General features: G+C 58.9%; 23 protein-coding genes. 11 read left to right on the top strand and 12 right to left on the bottom strand.

The window, feature by feature from the left end:
• Positions 1–6 precede the first annotated feature (6 nt).
• Positions 7–645, top strand: a complete 639-nt coding sequence (pcp, locus tag K0P33_RS21065; protein ID WP_242151089.1) for a pyroglutamyl-peptidase I — start codon at positions 7–9, stop codon at positions 643–645.
• Positions 646–660: 15 nt separating this feature from the next.
• On the opposite strand, the gene K0P33_RS21060 is transcribed toward pcp, so the two are convergent.
• The 5 genes from K0P33_RS21060 to K0P33_RS21040 form a co-directional block, all read right to left on the bottom strand.
• Entirely contained in the window at positions 661–885 is a 225-nt protein-coding gene (locus K0P33_RS21060; protein ID WP_094952251.1) for a hypothetical protein, read from the bottom strand.
• 209 nt (positions 886–1,094) lie between these two features.
• Complete coding sequence (locus tag K0P33_RS21055; protein WP_242151085.1) at positions 1,095–2,495, bottom strand: heavy metal sensor histidine kinase; 1,401 nt, start codon at positions 2,493–2,495, stop codon at positions 1,095–1,097.
• Positions 2,492–3,163 (bottom strand): heavy metal response regulator transcription factor, encoded by a 672-nt coding sequence (locus tag K0P33_RS21050; protein WP_094952249.1) that lies wholly within the window; start codon positions 3,161–3,163, stop codon positions 2,492–2,494. Before K0P33_RS21050 ends, K0P33_RS21055 begins: the two co-directional genes overlap by 4 nt.
• 42 nt (positions 3,164–3,205) lie before the next feature.
• A complete protein-coding gene (locus K0P33_RS21045; RefSeq protein WP_094952248.1) occupies positions 3,206–3,466 on the bottom strand; it encodes a DUF2790 domain-containing protein in 261 nt (86 codons plus the stop codon).
• Between the two features lie 112 nt (positions 3,467–3,578).
• Positions 3,579–4,349 (bottom strand): alpha/beta hydrolase, encoded by a 771-nt coding sequence (locus tag K0P33_RS21040; RefSeq protein ID WP_094952247.1) that lies wholly within the window; start codon positions 4,347–4,349, stop codon positions 3,579–3,581.
• A gap of 217 nt (positions 4,350–4,566) precedes the next feature.
• Between K0P33_RS21040 and K0P33_RS21035 the strand changes: the two genes are divergently transcribed.
• Positions 4,567–5,244, top strand: coding sequence for an HAD family hydrolase (locus tag K0P33_RS21035; protein WP_242151082.1), 678 nt, complete (start codon positions 4,567–4,569; stop codon positions 5,242–5,244).
• Between the two features lie 18 nt (positions 5,245–5,262).
• Here K0P33_RS21035 and K0P33_RS21030 read toward each other — a convergent pair whose 3' ends face one another.
• The 3 genes from K0P33_RS21030 to csrA form a co-directional block, all read right to left on the bottom strand.
• Positions 5,263–5,559: a hypothetical protein gene (locus K0P33_RS21030; protein WP_094952245.1), complete on the bottom strand. Its 297-nt coding sequence runs from the start codon at positions 5,557–5,559 to the stop codon at positions 5,263–5,265.
• A 93-nt stretch (positions 5,560–5,652) separates the two neighbouring features.
• The gene (locus K0P33_RS21025) at positions 5,653–5,916 is read right to left on the bottom strand and encodes a hypothetical protein (protein WP_094952244.1); all 264 of its coding nucleotides are present in this window, start codon (positions 5,914–5,916) and stop codon (positions 5,653–5,655) included.
• 207 nt (positions 5,917–6,123) lie between these two features.
• A complete protein-coding gene (gene csrA, locus K0P33_RS21020) occupies positions 6,124–6,318 on the bottom strand; it encodes a carbon storage regulator CsrA (protein ID WP_003192511.1) in 195 nt (64 codons plus the stop codon).
• Between the two features lie 262 nt (positions 6,319–6,580).
• Here csrA and K0P33_RS21015 point away from each other — a divergent pair, with 262 nt between their 5' ends.
• The gene (locus K0P33_RS21015; RefSeq protein WP_094952243.1) at positions 6,581–6,946 is read left to right on the top strand and encodes a penicillin-binding protein activator LpoB; all 366 of its coding nucleotides are present in this window, start codon (positions 6,581–6,583) and stop codon (positions 6,944–6,946) included.
• A gap of 111 nt (positions 6,947–7,057) precedes the next feature.
• Here K0P33_RS21015 and K0P33_RS21010 read toward each other — a convergent pair whose 3' ends face one another.
• The 3 genes from K0P33_RS21010 to K0P33_RS21000 form a co-directional block, all read right to left on the bottom strand.
• Positions 7,058–7,750: an endonuclease I family protein gene (locus K0P33_RS21010; protein WP_094952242.1), complete on the bottom strand. Its 693-nt coding sequence runs from the start codon at positions 7,748–7,750 to the stop codon at positions 7,058–7,060.
• 4 nt (positions 7,751–7,754) lie between these two features.
• Positions 7,755–8,006 (bottom strand): DUF1654 domain-containing protein, encoded by a 252-nt coding sequence (locus tag K0P33_RS21005; RefSeq protein ID WP_094952241.1) that lies wholly within the window; start codon positions 8,004–8,006, stop codon positions 7,755–7,757.
• A gap of 153 nt (positions 8,007–8,159) precedes the next feature.
• Entirely contained in the window at positions 8,160–9,248 is a 1,089-nt protein-coding gene (locus tag K0P33_RS21000; RefSeq protein ID WP_094952240.1) for an asparaginase, read from the bottom strand.
• 495 nt (positions 9,249–9,743) lie between these two features.
• Between K0P33_RS21000 and K0P33_RS20995 the strand changes: the two genes are divergently transcribed.
• Genes K0P33_RS20995 through K0P33_RS20965 form a run of 7 tightly spaced genes read left to right on the top strand, consistent with a single transcriptional unit; the run spans position 9,744 to position 16,711 of the window.
• Positions 9,744–10,703, top strand: a complete 960-nt coding sequence (locus tag K0P33_RS20995; protein WP_094952239.1) for a sugar ABC transporter substrate-binding protein — start codon at positions 9,744–9,746, stop codon at positions 10,701–10,703.
• 57 nt (positions 10,704–10,760) lie between these two features.
• Positions 10,761–12,314: a sugar ABC transporter ATP-binding protein gene (locus K0P33_RS20990; protein ID WP_094952238.1), complete on the top strand. Its 1,554-nt coding sequence runs from the start codon at positions 10,761–10,763 to the stop codon at positions 12,312–12,314.
• On the top strand, positions 12,311–13,288 hold the full coding sequence (locus tag K0P33_RS20985; RefSeq protein WP_094952237.1) for an ABC transporter permease: 978 nt from the start codon (positions 12,311–12,313) through the stop codon (positions 13,286–13,288). Before K0P33_RS20990 ends, K0P33_RS20985 begins: the two co-directional genes overlap by 4 nt.
• 3 nt (positions 13,289–13,291) lie before the next feature.
• On the top strand, positions 13,292–14,314 hold the full coding sequence (locus K0P33_RS20980; protein ID WP_242151079.1) for a LacI family DNA-binding transcriptional regulator: 1,023 nt from the start codon (positions 13,292–13,294) through the stop codon (positions 14,312–14,314).
• Between the two features lie 23 nt (positions 14,315–14,337).
• On the top strand, positions 14,338–15,255 hold the full coding sequence (gene rbsK / locus K0P33_RS20975) for a ribokinase (protein WP_242151076.1): 918 nt from the start codon (positions 14,338–14,340) through the stop codon (positions 15,253–15,255).
• Entirely contained in the window at positions 15,252–15,656 is a 405-nt protein-coding gene (gene rbsD, locus K0P33_RS20970; RefSeq protein WP_094952234.1) for a D-ribose pyranase, read from the top strand. The genes rbsK and rbsD overlap by 4 nt, the downstream gene beginning before the upstream one ends.
• A gap of 26 nt (positions 15,657–15,682) precedes the next feature.
• Positions 15,683–16,711, top strand: a complete 1,029-nt coding sequence (locus tag K0P33_RS20965; protein WP_094952233.1) for a nucleoside hydrolase — start codon at positions 15,683–15,685, stop codon at positions 16,709–16,711.
• A 34-nt stretch (positions 16,712–16,745) separates the two neighbouring features.
• On the opposite strand, the gene K0P33_RS20960 is transcribed toward K0P33_RS20965, so the two are convergent.
• Complete coding sequence (locus tag K0P33_RS20960) at positions 16,746–16,958, bottom strand: hypothetical protein (protein WP_015884938.1); 213 nt, start codon at positions 16,956–16,958, stop codon at positions 16,746–16,748.
• 172 nt (positions 16,959–17,130) lie between these two features.
• Between K0P33_RS20960 and K0P33_RS20955 the strand changes: the two genes are divergently transcribed.
• Positions 17,131–17,436: a hypothetical protein gene (locus K0P33_RS20955; RefSeq protein ID WP_094952232.1), complete on the top strand. Its 306-nt coding sequence runs from the start codon at positions 17,131–17,133 to the stop codon at positions 17,434–17,436.
• Positions 17,437–17,479 lie beyond the last annotated feature (43 nt).

Genomic DNA, 17,479 nt, shown 5'->3' with positions numbered 1-17,479 from the left:
GCCAAGATGCAAACTGTGTTGTTGACGGGCTTCGAGCCCTTTGATCAAGACCTGATCAACCCCTCCTGGGAGGCCGCGCGCCAGTTGGATGGCGTGCAATTAGGCGGGGATGTGCAAATTGTTGCGCGTCGACTGCCCTGTGCATTTGCCACGGCGGGAGACTGCCTGACGCAGTTCATCGCCGAATTGCGCCCGGTGATGGTGATTGCCACGGGGCTAGGGCCCGGGCGTGGTGATATTTCGATTGAGCGGGTGGCGATCAACGTGAACGATGCCCGCATCCCCGACAATTTAGGGGAGCAACCTATCGACACAGCGGTGATAGTCGGAGGGCCGGCGGCCTACTTCACTACGTTGCCGATCAAGGCGATGGTCAAGGCGGTGCGCGAGGCAGGCATTGCTGCATCGGTGTCGCAGACGGCCGGGACATTCGTGTGTAATCAGGTGTTTTACCTGTTGCAGCATGCGCTTGCCGGTACGGCTATACGCAGTGGTTTTATCCATGTGCCACCCAGCCCGCCGCAAGAGGTTTCGGCGCAACCTTCGATGGCGCTGGTGACGTTGGTTGAAGGTTTACGTGTTGCGGTACAGGCGGCCTGGGACACGCAGGTCGATATTCTGCAAACCGGTGGGCAGGTCAGTTGACCTGCCGAACTGATCTTAGCTGGCCAACAGTCGGGTCAGGCCAAAGGTAATGGCGCAGGCCAGCCCCGTCATTGCGAACGCAGTGGCCACGTACCATTTGATCAGATTCAGCTCCGTTGTCGCCAGGTCCGCTCGGGTGGCGAAGTGCTTTTCAAACGAGTCTGCTTTGCTTGAAACGGCGAATAGCTTCTCTTTCATGTCAGCCAGCCCCTTCTCCAATAAACCCAAGCGTTTTTCCATACCTGAACCTCCGTCATTGCCTCCGCCGGCTCTACCTTGAGCCGGGATGTTCAGCGCTTTCGTCCCACCGAGTTGATAGTGTTTTCTCTCCAAAGCATTACACCTGTTCAAAATGTGAGATAGCGCTTGGGAAAGAAGAATAGTCGGAGTCGACGCTCATTGTGAGCGACAATTTTTTGCAAAATAACACACGGTTCTGGTCGGGGCTTTCAGGCTTCCCGCCTCGGGAAAAACAACTCAAAACAGGTCACCCCCGCCTGGCTGGTGACGCTGTAACGACCGTTATGCAATTGCATGATGGTGGCAACAATCGATAACCCCAGCCCATTGGACTGGGCTGAACGTTCCCGTGATTCGTCTACCCGGTAGAATCGCTCAAACAGTCTGGGCAGATGCTCGGCGGGGATGGTTTCGCCCCTGTTGCTGACGCTCAGGCTGATGCCTTCTACAGTGGGCGTCGCTCGAATGACCAGCTCCGAACCCGGCGCGCCGTATTTGATGGCGTTGGCACACAAGTTTGCCAGCGCCCGGCGCAACAGCATCGGTTCGGCCCAGATCAACCCTTCGCCCTGCGCGAGAATGCTGATATCCACATCGCTCGCCAACCCGTCGAAGTAGTCAGCCATCCGTTGCACTTCATCCGCCGCACTGAGTTCCTGGCGCTGGCGCAGGGCGCTGGCCGGGTCGGTGCGGGCAAGGAACAGCATGTTGTCGAGCATCCGCGCCAATCGTTCGAGCTCTTCGACGTTGGACGCCAGCAGTTGCTGGTAGCTCTCGATAGTGCGGCTCTGCTGCAAGGCGACTTGGGTTTCGCCCAGCAGGTTGTTGATCGGCGTGCGCAGTTCGTGAGCCATGTCGGTGGACACCTGGCCCAGTTGCACAAAACCCTTGGCCAGCCGCTCGAGCATGGTGTTGAACGAGTCGATCATCGGCAGCAGCTCTTTCGGCGCGCCGTGGCTGTCGAGGCGTTCGGCCAGGTTGCCTACGCCGATGCCTTGGGCGTGTGTGGCCAGGCGCCGCAATGGCAGCAGCCCACGGTACACCAGCAGGTAACCGACTAAGGCGAGGATGACCGCTGCGATGCTGGCCAGGACAAACACGCTCAAGCGATAGTTGGCGAGCATCGCGGTGCGTTCGGTCATCAAGCGCCCGGTGGTGACCTGCAGGCTGCCAAGGTCGCCCGAGTCGATGGAGGCGGCCACGGTGGCGAAGGGTACGCCGTTCACGCCGGGTAAATGGTGCACGTCGGAAAAGCCCAGTTCATGGTCTTTTGGCACAGGAGGCACGGACGGCATGTCGATGTTGCCTGGGTTAACCAGCAGCAATGGCTTCTGGCCGGGCGCCGCGATGCTTAGCACCGACTCGCTGTTACCCAGCATGTTCTGGAACAGCTCCGGCTTGGTCTTGATCAGGTCCAGGGTGTTGCTGTCGTTGAGTAGGTTGCGCAACTGGTCGGCGCGATAGATCAGCGCCGCGTCGTCACGCTTGATCAGTTCACGCTCAAGCTCGCGGTACAGCGTCACGCCCAGGGTGGCCAGCAGGGCGAAGGCGAGCAGGGCGAAGATCAGCGCCAGGCGCAGGGTCAGCGAATAGTGGCGGCGAGTGTTCATGGCTGCGTGTCGAAGCGGTAGCCAATGCCGCGCACGCTGTGGATCAACTTGAGCTGGAACGGGTCATCGATTTTCAGGCGCAGGCGCCGCACGGCGACATCGACCACATTCGTGTCGCTGTCGAAATTCATGTCCCAGACGCGCGAGGCAATCATCGAGCGTGACAGCACTTGGTCTTGATGGGTGGCGAACAGGTGCAGCAGGGCGAACTCCTTATTGGTCAGGGTGATGCGCGTACCGGCGCGGGTGACGCGACGTTTGAGTACATCGATTTGCAGGTCGGCGATGTGAAGGTGTTCTTCTTCGCGGCTCGGGCCGCGACGGGTCAGGGTGCGCAAGCGCGCGACCAGCTCGGCGAAGGAGAACGGCTTGATCAAGTAATCGTCGGCGCCCAGTTCCAGGCCTTTGATGCGGTCGGCGATGTCGTCACGGGCGGTCAGGAACAGCACCGGCGTGTCGGCTTCTTTGCGCAGGCGGCGCAGCACTTCCCAACCGTCCATTTTTGGCATCATTACATCCAGCACGATCACGTCGAATGGCGTTTCCAGCGCCTGGTGCAACCCGTCCACGCCATCACGGGCAAGGCTCACGGAGTAACCCAGTTCCTGCAGGCCGTTGAGTAAGTAATTGCCGGCCTTGGGTTCGTCTTCGACTACGAGGATGTTCATGGGAAATGCCCTGGTGCTGTGCGTGGCGCAAGTGTAGCCCGATCAATTGTCACTGGCGCAACCGGTGCCCTGTACCTGGTAGTCCAGCACATGTTCACGGCCTTGGTGGTCGAGGTAGTCGAGGCGGGCGGGGACGATGCCGCATTGGCCGTAGGTGTCGGTGCTCGACAGCACTTTATCGACGTCCAAGTGCACGAAAAAACCGGTCTTGTCGTGGATCACGCTCGTGGCAGGGGTTGTGTCGGCGGCAAACGCGGAACCGCTGGCAAGCAAAGCGGCAAAGCCTAAGGTAAACAGTTTCATGGCAGTAGCTCTCTTTAAGGGTTGGCTGCCGGGTCTTGGCAGTGAGTTCACAGTAACCAGGCGCCCCAAACAGCCAACCAACAGGATCATGACAAGTTCGTAATGAAGGGATTTAAGGTTGGCGACCGGACGCTTCGAGGATCAGGTCGGTGATTTCCTTGGCGTGGGACACCAGCGACAAGTGGCTGGACGGCAGCTCGAGGGTGGTGGCGTTCATGCGTTTGGCGAGGAAGCGTTCCAGGTCTGGGCTGATGGTCTGGTCGTTGCTCGACACGGCGTACCAGGACGGCTTGGTGTGCCAGGCGGCGTTGACGGTGCGGCCGCTGAACAACGTCTTGGTGATCGGTTGTTGCACGGCGTACAGCTCCAGCGCCTTGGCGCGCGGCACGTCGGCGGCGAAGTACTTGAGGAAGGCGTCCTGGTTCAGGGTGAGGTAGCCGTTGTGATCCTCCACGCCGGCACGCACTGGCATGGTCGGGTATTGGGCGGAGAGTGCGACGAAGTCTTCGTTGGCGTCCGGCGCGCGGGCGGCGACGTACACCAGTGCGCTGACCTTCGGGTCGACCCCGGCGTCGCTGACCACGGTACCGGCGTAGGAATGGCCGACCAGCACGGTAGGGCCGTCCTGTTGGTCCAGCACGCGGTGGGTGGCGGCGACGTCATCGGCTACCGAGGTCAGCGGGTTTTGTACGGCGGTCACGTGCAGGCCGGCAGCCTGGAGCCGGGTGATCACCTCGGACCAGCTTGAACCGTCAGCCCAGGAGCCGTGGACCAGCACTACGTTGTTGGCTTTGACCGGCGAGACCGTGCTGGCCATGGCGGTACCGGTGCCCAGTATCAACAGGCTGGCGGCGATCAGGCAGAGTTTGCTGGCAGGTTTCATGGCTTGGACCCTTTTCATCAGTGGGAAGCGGCGTCAACCGGTGTAGGTGACTGAGGACTCCACTGTATGAAGTGAGGGTGCTGATAAGACTTACAGCTTCATTACAAGCGTGTAATGGATTGGAATGGGTATTCGTGCTCAGCGTTTACAAGCACGGAGGGGAGCCGTAGATTGCATCGGGGTCAGCATTTGTTACCGATTAAAAGGAAGCCAAGCAGTGTCCAGTCCCGGTCCAGCCGTATTTACCCAACGTTTCCGCGCCTTCCTGTTCGATATGGATGGGACCCTGCTCAACTCTATCGCTGCTGCTGAGCGGGTGTGGAGCATCTGGGCTGAACGCCACGGCCTGGATGTGGTGGCCTTCTTGAGCACTATTCATGGTGCGCGGGCCATCGATACCATTACCCGTCAAGCGCTTCCCGGCGTCGATCCTGAGGCTGAAGCGCAGTGGATCACCGAGGCGGAGTTGAATGATGTCGAGGGTGTTGTTGCGCTTCCCGGCGCCATCGAATTTTTAAACCGTTTGCCCGGCGATCAATGGGCGTTGGTGACCTCTGCGCCCAAGGAGCTGGCCTTACGCAGGCTGCACGCTGCGGGTATTTCCCCGCCGGCGGTGCTGGTCACGGCCGAAGATGTGGGGCGCGGCAAGCCGGACCCGGCCTGCTATGTGCTGGGCGCGCAGCGTCTGGGCGTACCCGTGCAGGACTGCCTGGTGTTCGAGGATGCGCCGGTGGGCATTCGAGCAGGGGAGGCGGCGGGAGCGACGGTAGTGGTGGTGACTTCGACGCACCTGACGCCGATGGTCACACAGCATGCTGCTATTAATGGGTATGAGCAGGTGCAGGTCCTGCGCGATGGTGACGGCATGCTGTGTTTGCAGAACGTCGCGGGCTGAAACGAAAAAGCCGAGCCGTTACCGGTCTTTGCCTTCTTGCGAAGAGGTGTGATCAGGTGAAGTTTGCAGCCGGTTGCTGCGCATTCCCTGGCGCGACATCACCCTCTCCCTGAGGATTTCATTGGCAAGCCGGGCAATCGCTTCGACGCCGTGATAATGCGCGCGCACGGTTCCGGTAATCGCAAAATGGTCGGTCTGCGGGCCACTCAGGATGGCCGAGAGTGTGCTGTCGGCGTGGAGCGTACAGGTGATTTTGTAGCTGGGCAGACGGGCTGCCAGTGCAGATTCGATCTGGGATTTGCTGAGGGTATCCATCTGCTTAATGCCTATGACTGATCGTGCAAGCCCAAGCACAGATCTTGCTACGGGGCTGTAAATGCCGGCGATTTGATAGCGTGTTACCGCCCATCAGCCTACAGACTTTTGATGTGTGCGGTGATCTGCTCGCTGGCACAATTTGCGTTGGATGGTCACCTGTATTGGCTTTAAACAGAACACAAACAGGTAGCCGCACAAGAACAGCGTCAGGTCCAGCCAGGGGGGAGCGTCACTGGCACTTGTACCTTCAATCTCGTACCTCAAGCCATATTCCAGGCCTGCAAAAACCAGCGCGATCAGCAGTGCGATCATCCAGGAATGGGTGACAAAGTGTTGCATTGAGGTGCGCCTCATCGACGTACTCCTGAGTGCGCTCAGATGTCGGCAGAATGGGTCACAAGATTTGGCTGTGCAGCCCGCCACAAGTTTCAGGAGTGAAGAAGGTTTCATCTTGTACTGACGATGAAGAGACGAGGCTCTGGGCGCAAGAAAGCGCTAAGAGGCCGAAAGGGTCTTCGCCAGCCGTTACAGTGAACGAAAAGGCTGGCTACTGAGGGCGCTTCAAGGCGTCTGGTTTTTGTCCGGTGCAGTCAGGCCGGCCTGGATGCGCTGGTAAATCTCCTCGCGATGCACGGCAACGTCCTTGGGTGCGTTGATGCCGATTCGTACTTGCTGGCCGCTAACGCCCAGGATGGTGATCGTAATGTCATCACCGATGTTTATGCTTTCACCGACTTTGCGGGTGAGTATAAGCATGGACTTCTCCTTGATTACTTTTAAGGACACATGTTTCAGACAGGGCAGGTGTCGGATGTGTGTAGCTTACTGCTAAGCGCTTCCCTGTGACTGCCTCTTTTAGGACGCATAGAGGCGACATTAATTCCCATGCCGGCATCATACAGGTCTGCGATACATCATTCGCATTGTTTAAGCCAACGTTTATGACGGCCAGAATAGACAGTGAATGATAAAGTTGCCTCTTTATCCTTAAAGGAGCAGCGCAGTGCGTAAAGTAGCGATGGCAATGGCGGTGTTGGCATTGGCTGGTTGCGGTGAAGGCAAACCTGTCGAAGCGCCCAAGGCCAAGCCTGCCGTGACTGAAAGCCAGCCACAAATCGGTGCGATTGCCGCTCAGGAATGGGACGTTTGGGTCGGGCCGCCGGACCACAAGCTGCAGGCACTCACTGACCTGACCGCCTGGTTGCTGGAACATGGGTTCAATTTTTACATCGTAAAGGTAGACGGCAAGGATGAGGTATTGCTGGGGCCGTTCGCCAGCAAGGCCGAGGCCGAAGCCAAGCAGGCGCTATTGACCGAAAAGCTGGCCCGCGCCAAGAAAAACGACACCGAGTCGCAGGTTATCGAGCACAAGACTGCGCAGTAACGTAGGGGCTGGCCATTGTAGGAGCCAGCTTGCTCGCGAAAAGCTCAAAGCCGCCGCGTTTATCCAAGATACGCGCGTTATCGTTGACGTCTTTCGCGCGCAAGCTCGCACCTACACGCCGCAGGCCTTCAGGTTCACTGCGCCGACAAACTCATTGCCACGCCCCATTACACAAGCCACCGTTTGGTTGCGCTGGCGTTCCCAGGCTTGCACCGGGTAAGTCTTGTTCCAAGCCTCGTACAGTTGGCGATCCTGTTTGGACAGGCGCAGGCCGTATTGTTTGCTCATGTAGAAATACGTTCGGGCAATCATCCCGCGAATGGATGGGCGCGGCATGACCTTCTTGGCCTTGAAGTCCACCTGGGTCAGGCATGAGCCGTACTGACCGCGTTGAACCGGCAGCCAGCCAAAACTGAAGTTGTTACGGTCGCCATTAACCTCACCGATGCTCGGCACCAAGTTGTGCAAGTCCGCTTCGGCGCGCTTGAACACGTCATCAACGCGCGTACAGTTTTTGCGCCCACCGTTCTGCCAGCACTGGCGCTGGTGCCCGATCTGCCAGGCCGGGACGATATGCTCCCATTCGATACGTGCGGCGCGGTTGGCATTTTTGCGTGGGATGTAACCGCAGGCTTTCAAATTCACCCGGTTGCCGGTGTATTTGCAGCCGCAGTAAAACTCCGTGGATTGTGGGGCGTAGAGCTTCCAGGCGACTTTCTTGGCTTCGCTGAAGGTTCGAGGCGCCTGGGCGTTGGCGCTAATGGCAAAAAACAAACAAAACAAAGCAGTCAAGCGGGCACTCATTGAATCAATCTTCCTTCGGCACAACCCAGAAAATTTGCACGCCGCCGTCGTCCCGATAGGCGAGGGTGACGTTGTCGTTCTCTGCAATTTCTTCCAGCAAGCGCGCCCATTCCTCTTCCGGTTCCTCCGGCAAACGGAAGATCAACGCTGCCTTGGCTTTCTGGGCATTGGTCGAATTGATGATTTTTTGCACGCGAACGGCCAGGCTTGCGTAGGCATCAGGTGGGGTTGGTGCTGCGGAAGAGGACTTTGCCACGGAGCATTCCTTAGTTTGCTGTATGTGTATACAGTATTTAACTATGAGGAATTTCGCAACTGCTTAAAATTCAAGACATTCGAGGGCGGCTGTAGCGGGGCGGTGTGGGGAGATAGAGGCGAGTAAACTCGCCCCTACAGGTGCCACCAGGAATCAATATTCCCAGAACATCCGTTGCAGCTCTTTGCTGTCCTGGGTCTTGGTCAGGGCAACCATCGCCAGAATCCGCGCTTTCTGCGGGTTCAAGTCATGGGCAGCCACCCAGTCGTACTTGTCGTCAGGCTGTTCGGCATTGCGCAGTACGAAACCGCCGGCATTCACGTGGGAAGAGCGAATGATCTGCACGCCTTGCTTGCGCAGTTCCTGCAGGGCAGGCACTACCTTGGAAGACACCGAACCGTTGCCGGTACCCGCATGGATGATGGCTTTGGCGCCGGCCTGGGCCAGGGCCTTGACGGCGGTGTCGCTCACGTTGCCGTAACCGTAGGCGATTTCCACGTCCGGCAGGCTCTTGATGGTCTTGATGTCGAATTCAGAATCCATGGTGTGGCGCTTGGCAGGCAGGCGGAACCAGTAGGATTTGCCTTCAACCACCATGCCCAGTGGGCCCCATGGGCTCTTGAACGCTTCGGTCTTGATGTTGATCATCTTGCTGACGTCGCGACCCGATTGGATCTCGTCGTTCATGGTGACTAGCACGCCCTTGCCGCGTGCATCTTTGCTGCTGGCCACGGCCACGGCGTTGTACAGGTTGAGCATGCCGTCTGCCGACATCGCGGTGCCTGGGCGCATCGAGCCGACTACCACGATTGGCTTGTCGGTTTTTTCCACCAAGTTCAGGAAGTAGGCGGTTTCTTCCAGGGTGTCGGTACCGTGGGTGATGACGATGCCGTCCACGTCCTTGTTGTCGGCCAGTTCAGCAACACGGCGACCCAGTTGCAGCAGGTTTTCATTGTTGATGCTTTCGGAAGCAATTTGCATCACTTGCTCGCCGCGCACATTGGCGATCTGGCTAAGCTCAGGAACACCGGCGATCAACTGCTCGATGCCGACTTTGGCCGCCTGGTAGGTAGCGCTGTTGGCGGCGCTGGCGCCGGCCCCGGCAATTGTGCCGCCGGTGGCGAGAATCACCACATTGGACAGTTTGGTCTTGGTTTCAACGTCCTTTGCCTGGGCGGCAACGGGGAACAGCAGCAGGAGGGCGAGGGCGCCCGGAACAAAGGTCTTCAGTGCAGATTTCATTATTTTTCTCTCTGGCTTTTGATGAGTGCTGTAGCCGGTTCATCTAGAACACCCGGGCAGTTCTGAACGCCGCCGAGGTGCTGAGAAAGAGCAGGATTTGTACCAAGCCGATTGTGTCTGTAAATATAATTTAACGTGTTGATTTAAAACAATTTATGTTGATTTTTCAGATTGATCGGAAAGACGCCTGTCCGGCTTTCCGAACGACAAGACAGTATTACGTTCGGTTGTCCGAAAACCACGATGGAATATCGACAGGTTGTGTATGACCTGGGTGTCACGGCCTGTCGCTTTAGAGAACGACTGGGGGAGGGCGATGTTTAATCAGATCAATGGTAGGGCGTAGGTGCAGAGGCCAAAGGGCTTGGATGAAAGACGTTTTTCACCCGTTGACAAATCTCGGCAAGGTTCTCATAGTTTGAACAACGCAAACGTTTGCGAGATGTTTCATTGTGCAAGCGTTGCTCACAATAATCATAAGATCGGAGTGAACCCATGAAGCTGCCATTTGCTGGACGTCTTCTTGCTGTCGCTGTGCTTGCTGCCGCATCCGCTGCTCTACCTATTTCCTCTGCATTTGCTGATGACGCCGCCGCCAAACCCAAGGTCGGCCTGGTGATGAAATCCCTCGCTAATGAATTCTTCGTCACCATGCAGGACGGCGCCAAGTCCTATCAGAAAGAACACGCCGCCGACTTTGACATGATCACCAACGGCATCAAGAACGAAACCGATACCAGTGCACAGATCGATATCGTCAACCAGATGATCCTCGCCAAAGTAAACGCCATCGTGATCGCCCCTGCCGACTCCAAGGCATTGGTGACCGTGCTGAAGAAAGCCTCCGATGCCGGCATCAAGATCGTCAACATCGACAACCGCCTGGATCCGGACGTACTGAAAAGCAAAAACCTCAATATCCCGTTCGTAGGCCCGGACAACCGCAAAGGCTCCAAGCTGGTGGGTGACTACCTGGCCAAACAACTGGCCTCGGGCGATAAAGTCGGCATCATCGAAGGTGTACCGACCACCACCAACGCCCAACAGCGCACCGCAGGCTACAAGGATGCGATGGACGCCGCAGGTATGAAGATTGTCTCCACCCAATCGGGCAACTGGGAAATCGACCAGGGCCAGAAAGTCGCGTCTGCCATGTTGAGCGAATACCCGGACCTCAAGGCACTGTTGGCCGGTAACGACAACATGGCGCTGGGCGCTGTCTCTGCCGTACGTGCAGCGGGCAAGGCCGGCAAAGTGCTGGTCGTGGGCTACGACAACATTGAAGCCATCAAGCCGATGTTGCAGGACGGCCGGGTCTTGGCGACCGCCGACCAGGCCGCTGCTCAGCAGGCCGTGTTCGGTATCCAGAACGCGCTCAAGCTGGTCAAGGGTGAGAAAGTCGATGCCAAAGATGGCGTGATCGAAACCCCGGTCGAACTCGTTCTCAAGAAGTAATCCTGGCAGTACCCAACAGCGCCCGCTCGTCCTGAGCGGGCGCCTGGAGATTTTCCTATGTCATCTTCCGCCCCGAACGCTGTCCTCTCGGTCAGCGGTATCGGCAAGACCTATGCCCAACCGGTTCTATCCGACATCACCCTCACGCTCAATCGCGGGGAAGTGCTGGCGCTGACCGGTGAGAACGGCGCAGGTAAAAGTACGCTGTCGAAAATTATCGGCGGGCTGGTCACGCCGACCACCGGGCACATGCAGTTCAATGGTCAGGATTTCCGCCCCGGCAGCCGCACCCAGGCTGAAGAGCTGGGCGTGCGCATGGTCATGCAGGAACTCAATCTGCTGCCAACACTGACCGTGGCCGAAAACCTGTTCCTGGATAACCTGCCCAGCAAATGTGGTTGGATCAGCCGCAAGCAATTGCGCAAAGCCGCGATCGAGGCTATGGCCCAGGTCGGCCTGGATGCGATCGACCCGGACACCCTGGTTGGCACCTTGGGCATTGGCCATCAACAAATGGTCGAAATCGCCCGCAACCTGATCGGCGACTGCCATGTTCTGATCCTCGACGAGCCCACGGCGATGCTGACCGCGCGTGAAGTCGAAATGCTCTTTGAGCAAATCACCCGCCTGCAGGCCCGCGGCGTGGCGATCATTTATATTTCGCACCGGCTGGAAGAACTGGCCCGTGTCGCCCAGCGTATTGCGGTATTGCGCGACGGCAAGCTGGTCTGCGTCGAGCCGATGGCCAATTACAACAGTGAGCAACTGGTCACCTTGATGGTTGGTCGCGAGTTGGGTGAAAAAATCGACCTGGGCCCGCGCACCATCGGCGGTCCCGCCTTGACCGTGAAAGGGTTGACCCGCTCGGACAAGGTTCGCGATGTGTCCTTTGAAGTGCGCGCCGGTGAGATCTATGGCATCTCCGGCCTGATCGGCGCTGGCCGCACTGAGTTGTTGCGACTGATCTTCGGCGCGGACCTGGCGGACAGCGGCACTGTCGCCTTGGGTTCGCCAGCCAAGGTGGTGAGCATCCGTTCCCCGGTGGATGCGGTCGGCCATGGCATCGCCCTGATCACCGAAGACCGCAAAGGCGAAGGCCTGCTGCTGACCCAGTCCATCAGCGCCAACATTGCCTTGGGCAACATGCCGGAAATCTCCGGCGGCGGTGTGGTGAACAGCCGCGACGAAACCGCCTTGGCCAAGCGTCAGATCGATGCCATGCGCATTCGCAGCTCCAGCCCGGCGCAGCTGGTGTCCGAGCTGTCGGGCGGCAACCAGCAGAAAGTCGTGATCGGCCGTTGGCTGGAGCGCGATTGCGCGGTGATGCTGTTCGATGAACCGACTCGGGGTATCGACGTCGGCGCCAAGTTCGACATTTATGCCTTGCTCGGCGAATTGACTCGCCAGGGCAAAGCGCTGGTGGTGGTCTCCAGTGATCTGCGGGAACTGATGCTGATCTGCGACCGCATCGGTGTGTTGTCCGCCGGGCGCCTGATCGAGACCTTCGAGCGCGACAGCTGGACCCAGGACGAATTGCTCGCCGCCGCCTTTGCCGGCTACCAAAAACGTGACGCGCTGCTCAATGACGCAGTGCTTAGGGAAACCCCATGAAAACCACAACTTCCCCCGGTAAAACCGGCGGTAACTTCTACGGCCTGGGCACCTACCTGGGGCTGGCCGGCGCTTTGTTGGCGATGATTGCGCTGTTCTCGGTGCTGAGCGACCACTTCCTGTCCTATGACACCTTCAGCACCCTGGCCAACCAGATTCCGGACCTGATGGTGCTGGCGGTGGGCATGACGTTCATCCTGATCATCGGCGGCATCGACCTGTCGGTAGGTTCGGTGCTGGCATTGGCCGCATCGGCGGTCAGTGTGGCGATTCTCGGCTGGGGCTGGAGCGTTCTGCCGGCAGCGCTGCTCGGCATGGGCTGCGCCGCGTTGGCTGGCACCATCACTGGCTCGATCACCGTGGCTTGGCGCATTCCGTCGTTCATCGTGTCGCTCGGTGTGCTGGAAATGGCGCGTGGCGTGGCCTACCAGATGACCGGCTCGCGCACCGCCTATATCGGTGACTCGTATGCCTGGCTGTCGAACCCGGTTGCCTTCGGGATTTCACCGTCGTTTATCATCGCCCTGCTGGTGATCATCGCCGCTCAGTTGGTGTTGACGCGCACGGTGTTTGGTCGCTACCTGATCGGTATCGGCACCAACGAAGAGGCCGTGCGCCTGGCCGGGATCAATCCAAAGCCCTACAAGATCCTGGTGTTCAGCCTGATGGGCCTGTTGGCCGGTGTGGCGGCGCTGTTCCAGATTTCGCGCCTGGAAGCGGCGGACCCGAATGCCGGCTCCGGCCTTGAACTGCAGGTGATCGCCGCTGTGGTCATCGGCGGTACCAGCCTGATGGGCGGGCGCGGTTCGGTCATCAGTACGTTCTTCGGTGTGTTGATTATTTCGGTATTGGCCGCCGGCCTTGCGCAGATCGGTGCCACCGAGCCCACCAAACGCATCATCACCGGTGCTGTGATCGTGATTGCTGTGGTCCTCGACACCTACCGCAGCCAGCGCGCCAGTCGGCGGGGCTAAACCATGGCAACGATCAAGGATGTGGCAGCGCTTGCAGGTATTTCCTACACCACCGTGTCGCATGTGGTGAACAAGACGCGGCCGGTCAGCGAACCTGTGCGGATCAAGGTGGAGGCGGCGATCAAGCAGCTCGACTACGTGCCGAGTGCGGTCGCGCGATCGCTCAAGGCCAAGACTACCGCCACCATCGGCTTGTTGGTGCCCAACAGTCTGAACCCGTATTTTGCGGAGTTGGCCCGGGGGATCGAGGATTACTGCGAGCGTAATGGCTATTGCGTGATCCTCTGCAACTCCGACGACAACGCTGAAAAGCAGCGCAGTTATTTGCGCGTGTTGCTGGAGAAACGCATCGACGGCTTGATCGTCACCTCGGTGGGGGGCGACGACAGTGGCCTCGCCGCCGGTTTGAGTGCGGTGCGCACGCCCATGGTGATCGTCGACCGTGCGCTGGACGGCATTGATGTCGACCTGGTGCGCATCGACCACGAGGAGGGCGCTTACCTCGCGACCCGGCACTTGCTCGAACTCGGTCACCGCGACATCGCCTGTATCGGTGGCCCCGGCCACACCCGCGTGGCGCAGATGCGTTTGGCGGGGTATCACCGCGCGCTGCGTGAGGCGGGCGTGGAAGTGGCGGCGAATCGCACCTTGGAAAGCGACTTCACCAGCACCGGCGGATATGCGGCGGCGGTGCAGTTGCTGTCGGAAAATTCGCCCAGCGCGATATTCGCCAGTAACGATATGATTGGTTTCGGCGTGTTACGTGCCGCGGCCGAGCGCAATATTCGCGTGCCTGGCGAGCTGTCGGTGATCGGGTTCGATGATATTCAAATGGGCCGTTACGTGTACCCCGCGTTGACCACGGTCGGGCAGTCGATCGTGCAACTGGGCGAGACGGCCGCCGAGCTTTTACTGCGACGAATTGCAACACCCCAACTGCCGATCGATCAACGCATCGTGACGCCGAGTATTGTTTTGCGTGAGTCGACGGCGCCCTTTGCCGGTGTGTTCGCCCAATACCGCTGAACCGAATTGATGAGTAATGATGTATGCCCGCAAAAGTAGTGGTAATAGGCAGCTTGAACATGGACCTGGTCACCCGCGCCAGCCGGTTGCCACGCGCCGGTGAAACCCTGATCGGCCAAACGTTTTCCACCGTCCCCGGTGGCAAGGGCGCTAACCAGGCGGTGGCTGCGGCGCGTCTTGGGGCGGATGTGGCGATGGTCGGCTGCGTCGGCACGGACGCCTACGGCACCCAGTTGCGCGAGGCTTTATTGGTTGAGGGCATTGATTGCCAGGCTGTGAGCACCGTCGACGGTTCCAGCGGCGTGGCGCTGATTGTGGTGGATGACAGCAGCCAGAACGCGATTGTGATCGTGGCTGGCAGTAACGGTGAGCTGACCCCCGACTCGTTGCAAGTCGCTGATGCGGTGTTACAAGCCGCCGAGGTGATCGTCTGCCAGCTGGAAACCCCGCTGCACACCGTAGGCCATGCCCTGAAACGCGGTCGTGAATTGGGCAAAACGGTGATCCTTAACCCGGCGCCGGCCAGTGGCCCCTTGCCTGCCGAGTGGTACGCCTCGATCGATTACCTGATTCCCAATGAAAGTGAAGCCAGCGCATTAAGTGGCGTGACGGTCGACTCCCTCGACAGTGCCAAGGTCGCCGCAACGCAGCTGATCAAGGCGGGTGCCGGCAAGGTCATCATCACCCTCGGTGCTCAGGGCGCGTTGTTTGCCGATGGCCAAGGTTTTGAGCATTTGGTGGCGCCCAAGGTCAAGGCGGTGGATACCACGGCTGCCGGCGACACCTTTGTCGGTGGTTTTGCCGCAGCGCTCGCCAATGGCAAGAGCGAAGCCGAGGCCATCCGCTTTGGCCAGATGGCGGCAGCCTTGTCCGTGACTCGCGCCGGTGCGCAACCCTCTATTCCTACGCTGCACGACGTGCAAGGTTTTGTGCCCTCATGAAAAAGACACCTCTGCTCAATATTGCCCTGTCGCGCGTGATCGCATCTCTCGGTCACGGCGACATCCTGGTGATCGGCGATGCCGGCCTGCCTGTGCCGCCAGGTGTCGAGCTGATCGACCTGGCGCTAACCCAGGGCATTCCCGACTTCATCAGCACCCTGCGCATTGTGCTCAGCGAAATGCAGGTGGAAAGCCATGTGTTGGCCGAAGAAATCCTGCTCAAGCAACCGCCTGCGCTCGCCGAACTCAACAGCCTGACTGAGCAGGCAGCCCTCGGCGAGCGCCGTCTGGTCAGCCATGAAGAATTCAAGCAACTGAGCCGCAAGGCCCGCGCCGTGGTGCGCACTGGCGAGTGCCAGCCTTATTGCAATATCGCGCTGGTGTCCGGCGTAACCTTCTAGAGTTCCCCTACGACAAGGAGTGTTTCATGCAACGTGGTCTTCCAACCCTGAAAAACCTGTTTCGGAGTGTCCTGCTTTTGTCCGCGCTCACTGCAGCCAGCGCCCATGCGGCGGAAAAAATCGACCTGATCATCGACACCGACCCAGGCGCCGACGATGTGGTGGCGTTGCTGTTTGCAATGGCCTCACCCCAGGAATTGAGCATTCGTGCACTGACCACCGTCGCCGGTAACGTGCGCCTCGACAAAACCTCCCGTAACGCGCGACTGGCCCGTGAGTGGGCAGGGCGCGAGGATATTCCGGTGTACGCAGGCGCACCCAAACCGATGCTGCGCACGCCGATCTACGCCGAGAACATTCACGGTAAGGAAGGTATCTCCGGCGTTGCCGTGCACGAGCCGAAAAAAGGCCTGGCTGAGGGCAATGCCGTTGATTACCTGATCAAGACCCTCAGCACCGCCAAGCCGCACAGCATTACCATCGCCATGCTCGGCCCACAGACCAACCTGGCATTGGCGCTGACCCAGGCGCCGGAAATCACTCAAGGCATCAAAGAAGTGGTGGTGATGGGCGGTGCGCACTTCAACGGCGGCAACATCACGCCGGTGGCTGAGTTCAACTTGTTCGCGGACCCTATCGCGGCTGAGATCGTGCTCAAAAGTGGCGTCAAGCTGACTTACCTGCCGCTGGACGTGACCCACAAGGTGCTGACCAGTGACGCGCGGATGAAACAGATCGCCGACATCAAGAACAACGCGAGCAAAGTCGTTGGCGATATTCTGAATGAATACGTCAAAGGCGATATGGAGCACTACGGCATCCCAGGCGGCCCAGTGCACGATGCCACGGTCATTGCCTACCTGCTCAAGCCTGAGCTGTTCAGCGGGCGTGAAGTGAACGTGGTGGTGGACAGCCGTGAAGGCCCGACCTTCGGCCAGACCATCGTCGATTGGTACGATGGCCTGAAACAACCGAAGAACGCGTTCTGGGTTGAGAACGGCGACGCCCAAGGCTTCTTCGATCTGCTGACCGAGCGCCTGGCGCGTCTGAAGTAATGAGTTTGCCGGTCGGCGTTCGCCGGCCGGTTCTTTATTCGCGCTCGGGGTTGTGAGCGCCCATGTGATCGGCCGGGTATTTCTCGAATATCTGGCCGATGAACGCCTGAGCGGCCTGAGTGCCGAGCTCTTTGACCAGCAGGTCGATTCCAATGATTGCCAACTCCTCCGGGCTTCCGGGGCTGTAGGAGCTTTGTCCTTGGGGCCACTTGGCTTTGATGTCGGCTTGGAGGGTAACAGTGGTCATGGGTGTCTCGCGGAGTTGGAAGTACTGGGCAGTGCGCTAAAACGCGGTTCTTACCGGGGCAGTTAACCATTTTTGGCGGGCGTATGGCACTGCTACTTAGGCATGAGATGCTTCGGGATGAGGCAGACGCTGTGCGACACTGTGCCTCAATTTAATTGCCGGGGAACGCCAGGTGCAGATCGATTTGAAAAACCCCGAGAACCTGACGCTGGACGCTGTCCGTCAGCTGCTGGCCAGTGCCAGTGACGATGAACATACGCAGTTGCGGGTCACTAAGGCCGGTGTCGCCTACATTTCTTCAGGGGTGGTGGGTGGCACTGATATTGGAGGCTTGCTGTTTCGTCTTGAAACCTGGGCCAAAGGTTCTGGTTACGTCGGTAACGTCGCGGCCAGCGATGAAGTCTGGGTCATGCAGATTTTCAACGCGCTCAAGCAGAACTGGCCAACACCGCCGTTCGACTACATCGACATCTACTGAATACGTTCATATCTGGTGACGATTGACTGAGCGAATGCTCGCC

Origin of the sequence: Pseudomonas sp. ArH3a, assembly GCF_022648765.1 — a bacterium.
Lineage (GTDB): Bacteria > Pseudomonadota > Gammaproteobacteria > Pseudomonadales > Pseudomonadaceae > Aquipseudomonas.
The sequence above is the reverse complement of the archived record's forward strand: the minus strand, read 5'-3'. Positions and strand labels throughout refer to the sequence as shown.

Bases quoted from the DNA above. Each gene is read 5' to 3' on its own strand.
- pcp (WP_242151089.1), top strand. From the start codon at position 7: ATGCAAACTGTGTTGTTGACGGGCTTCGAGCCCTTTGATCAAGACCTG.
- K0P33_RS21060 (WP_094952251.1), bottom strand. From the start codon at position 885: ATGGAAAAACGCTTGGGTTTATTGGAGAAGGGGCTGGCTGACATGAAA.
- K0P33_RS21055 (WP_242151085.1), bottom strand. From the start codon at position 2,495: ATGAACACTCGCCGCCACTATTCGCTGACCCTGCGCCTGGCGCTGATC.
- K0P33_RS21050 (WP_094952249.1), bottom strand. From the start codon at position 3,163: ATGAACATCCTCGTAGTCGAAGACGAACCCAAGGCCGGCAATTACTTA.
- K0P33_RS21045 (WP_094952248.1), bottom strand. From the start codon at position 3,466: ATGAAACTGTTTACCTTAGGCTTTGCCGCTTTGCTTGCCAGCGGTTCC.
- K0P33_RS21040 (WP_094952247.1), bottom strand. From the start codon at position 4,349: ATGAAACCTGCCAGCAAACTCTGCCTGATCGCCGCCAGCCTGTTGATA.
- K0P33_RS21030 (WP_094952245.1), bottom strand. From the start codon at position 5,559: ATGGATACCCTCAGCAAATCCCAGATCGAATCTGCACTGGCAGCCCGT.
- K0P33_RS21025 (WP_094952244.1), bottom strand. From the start codon at position 5,916: ATGAGGCGCACCTCAATGCAACACTTTGTCACCCATTCCTGGATGATC.
- csrA (WP_003192511.1), bottom strand. From the start codon at position 6,318: ATGCTTATACTCACCCGCAAAGTCGGTGAAAGCATAAACATCGGTGAT.
- K0P33_RS21015 (WP_094952243.1), top strand. From the start codon at position 6,581: ATGGCAATGGCGGTGTTGGCATTGGCTGGTTGCGGTGAAGGCAAACCT.
- K0P33_RS21010 (WP_094952242.1), bottom strand. From the start codon at position 7,750: ATGAGTGCCCGCTTGACTGCTTTGTTTTGTTTGTTTTTTGCCATTAGC.
- K0P33_RS21000 (WP_094952240.1), bottom strand. From the start codon at position 9,248: ATGAAATCTGCACTGAAGACCTTTGTTCCGGGCGCCCTCGCCCTCCTG.
- K0P33_RS20995 (WP_094952239.1), top strand. From the start codon at position 9,744: ATGAAGCTGCCATTTGCTGGACGTCTTCTTGCTGTCGCTGTGCTTGCT.
- K0P33_RS20990 (WP_094952238.1), top strand. From the start codon at position 10,761: ATGTCATCTTCCGCCCCGAACGCTGTCCTCTCGGTCAGCGGTATCGGC.
- K0P33_RS20985 (WP_094952237.1), top strand. From the start codon at position 12,311: ATGAAAACCACAACTTCCCCCGGTAAAACCGGCGGTAACTTCTACGGC.
- K0P33_RS20980 (WP_242151079.1), top strand. From the start codon at position 13,292: ATGGCAACGATCAAGGATGTGGCAGCGCTTGCAGGTATTTCCTACACC.
- rbsK (WP_242151076.1), top strand. From the start codon at position 14,338: ATGCCCGCAAAAGTAGTGGTAATAGGCAGCTTGAACATGGACCTGGTC.
- rbsD (WP_094952234.1), top strand. From the start codon at position 15,252: ATGAAAAAGACACCTCTGCTCAATATTGCCCTGTCGCGCGTGATCGCA.
- K0P33_RS20965 (WP_094952233.1), top strand. From the start codon at position 15,683: ATGCAACGTGGTCTTCCAACCCTGAAAAACCTGTTTCGGAGTGTCCTG.
- K0P33_RS20960 (WP_015884938.1), bottom strand. From the start codon at position 16,958: ATGACCACTGTTACCCTCCAAGCCGACATCAAAGCCAAGTGGCCCCAA.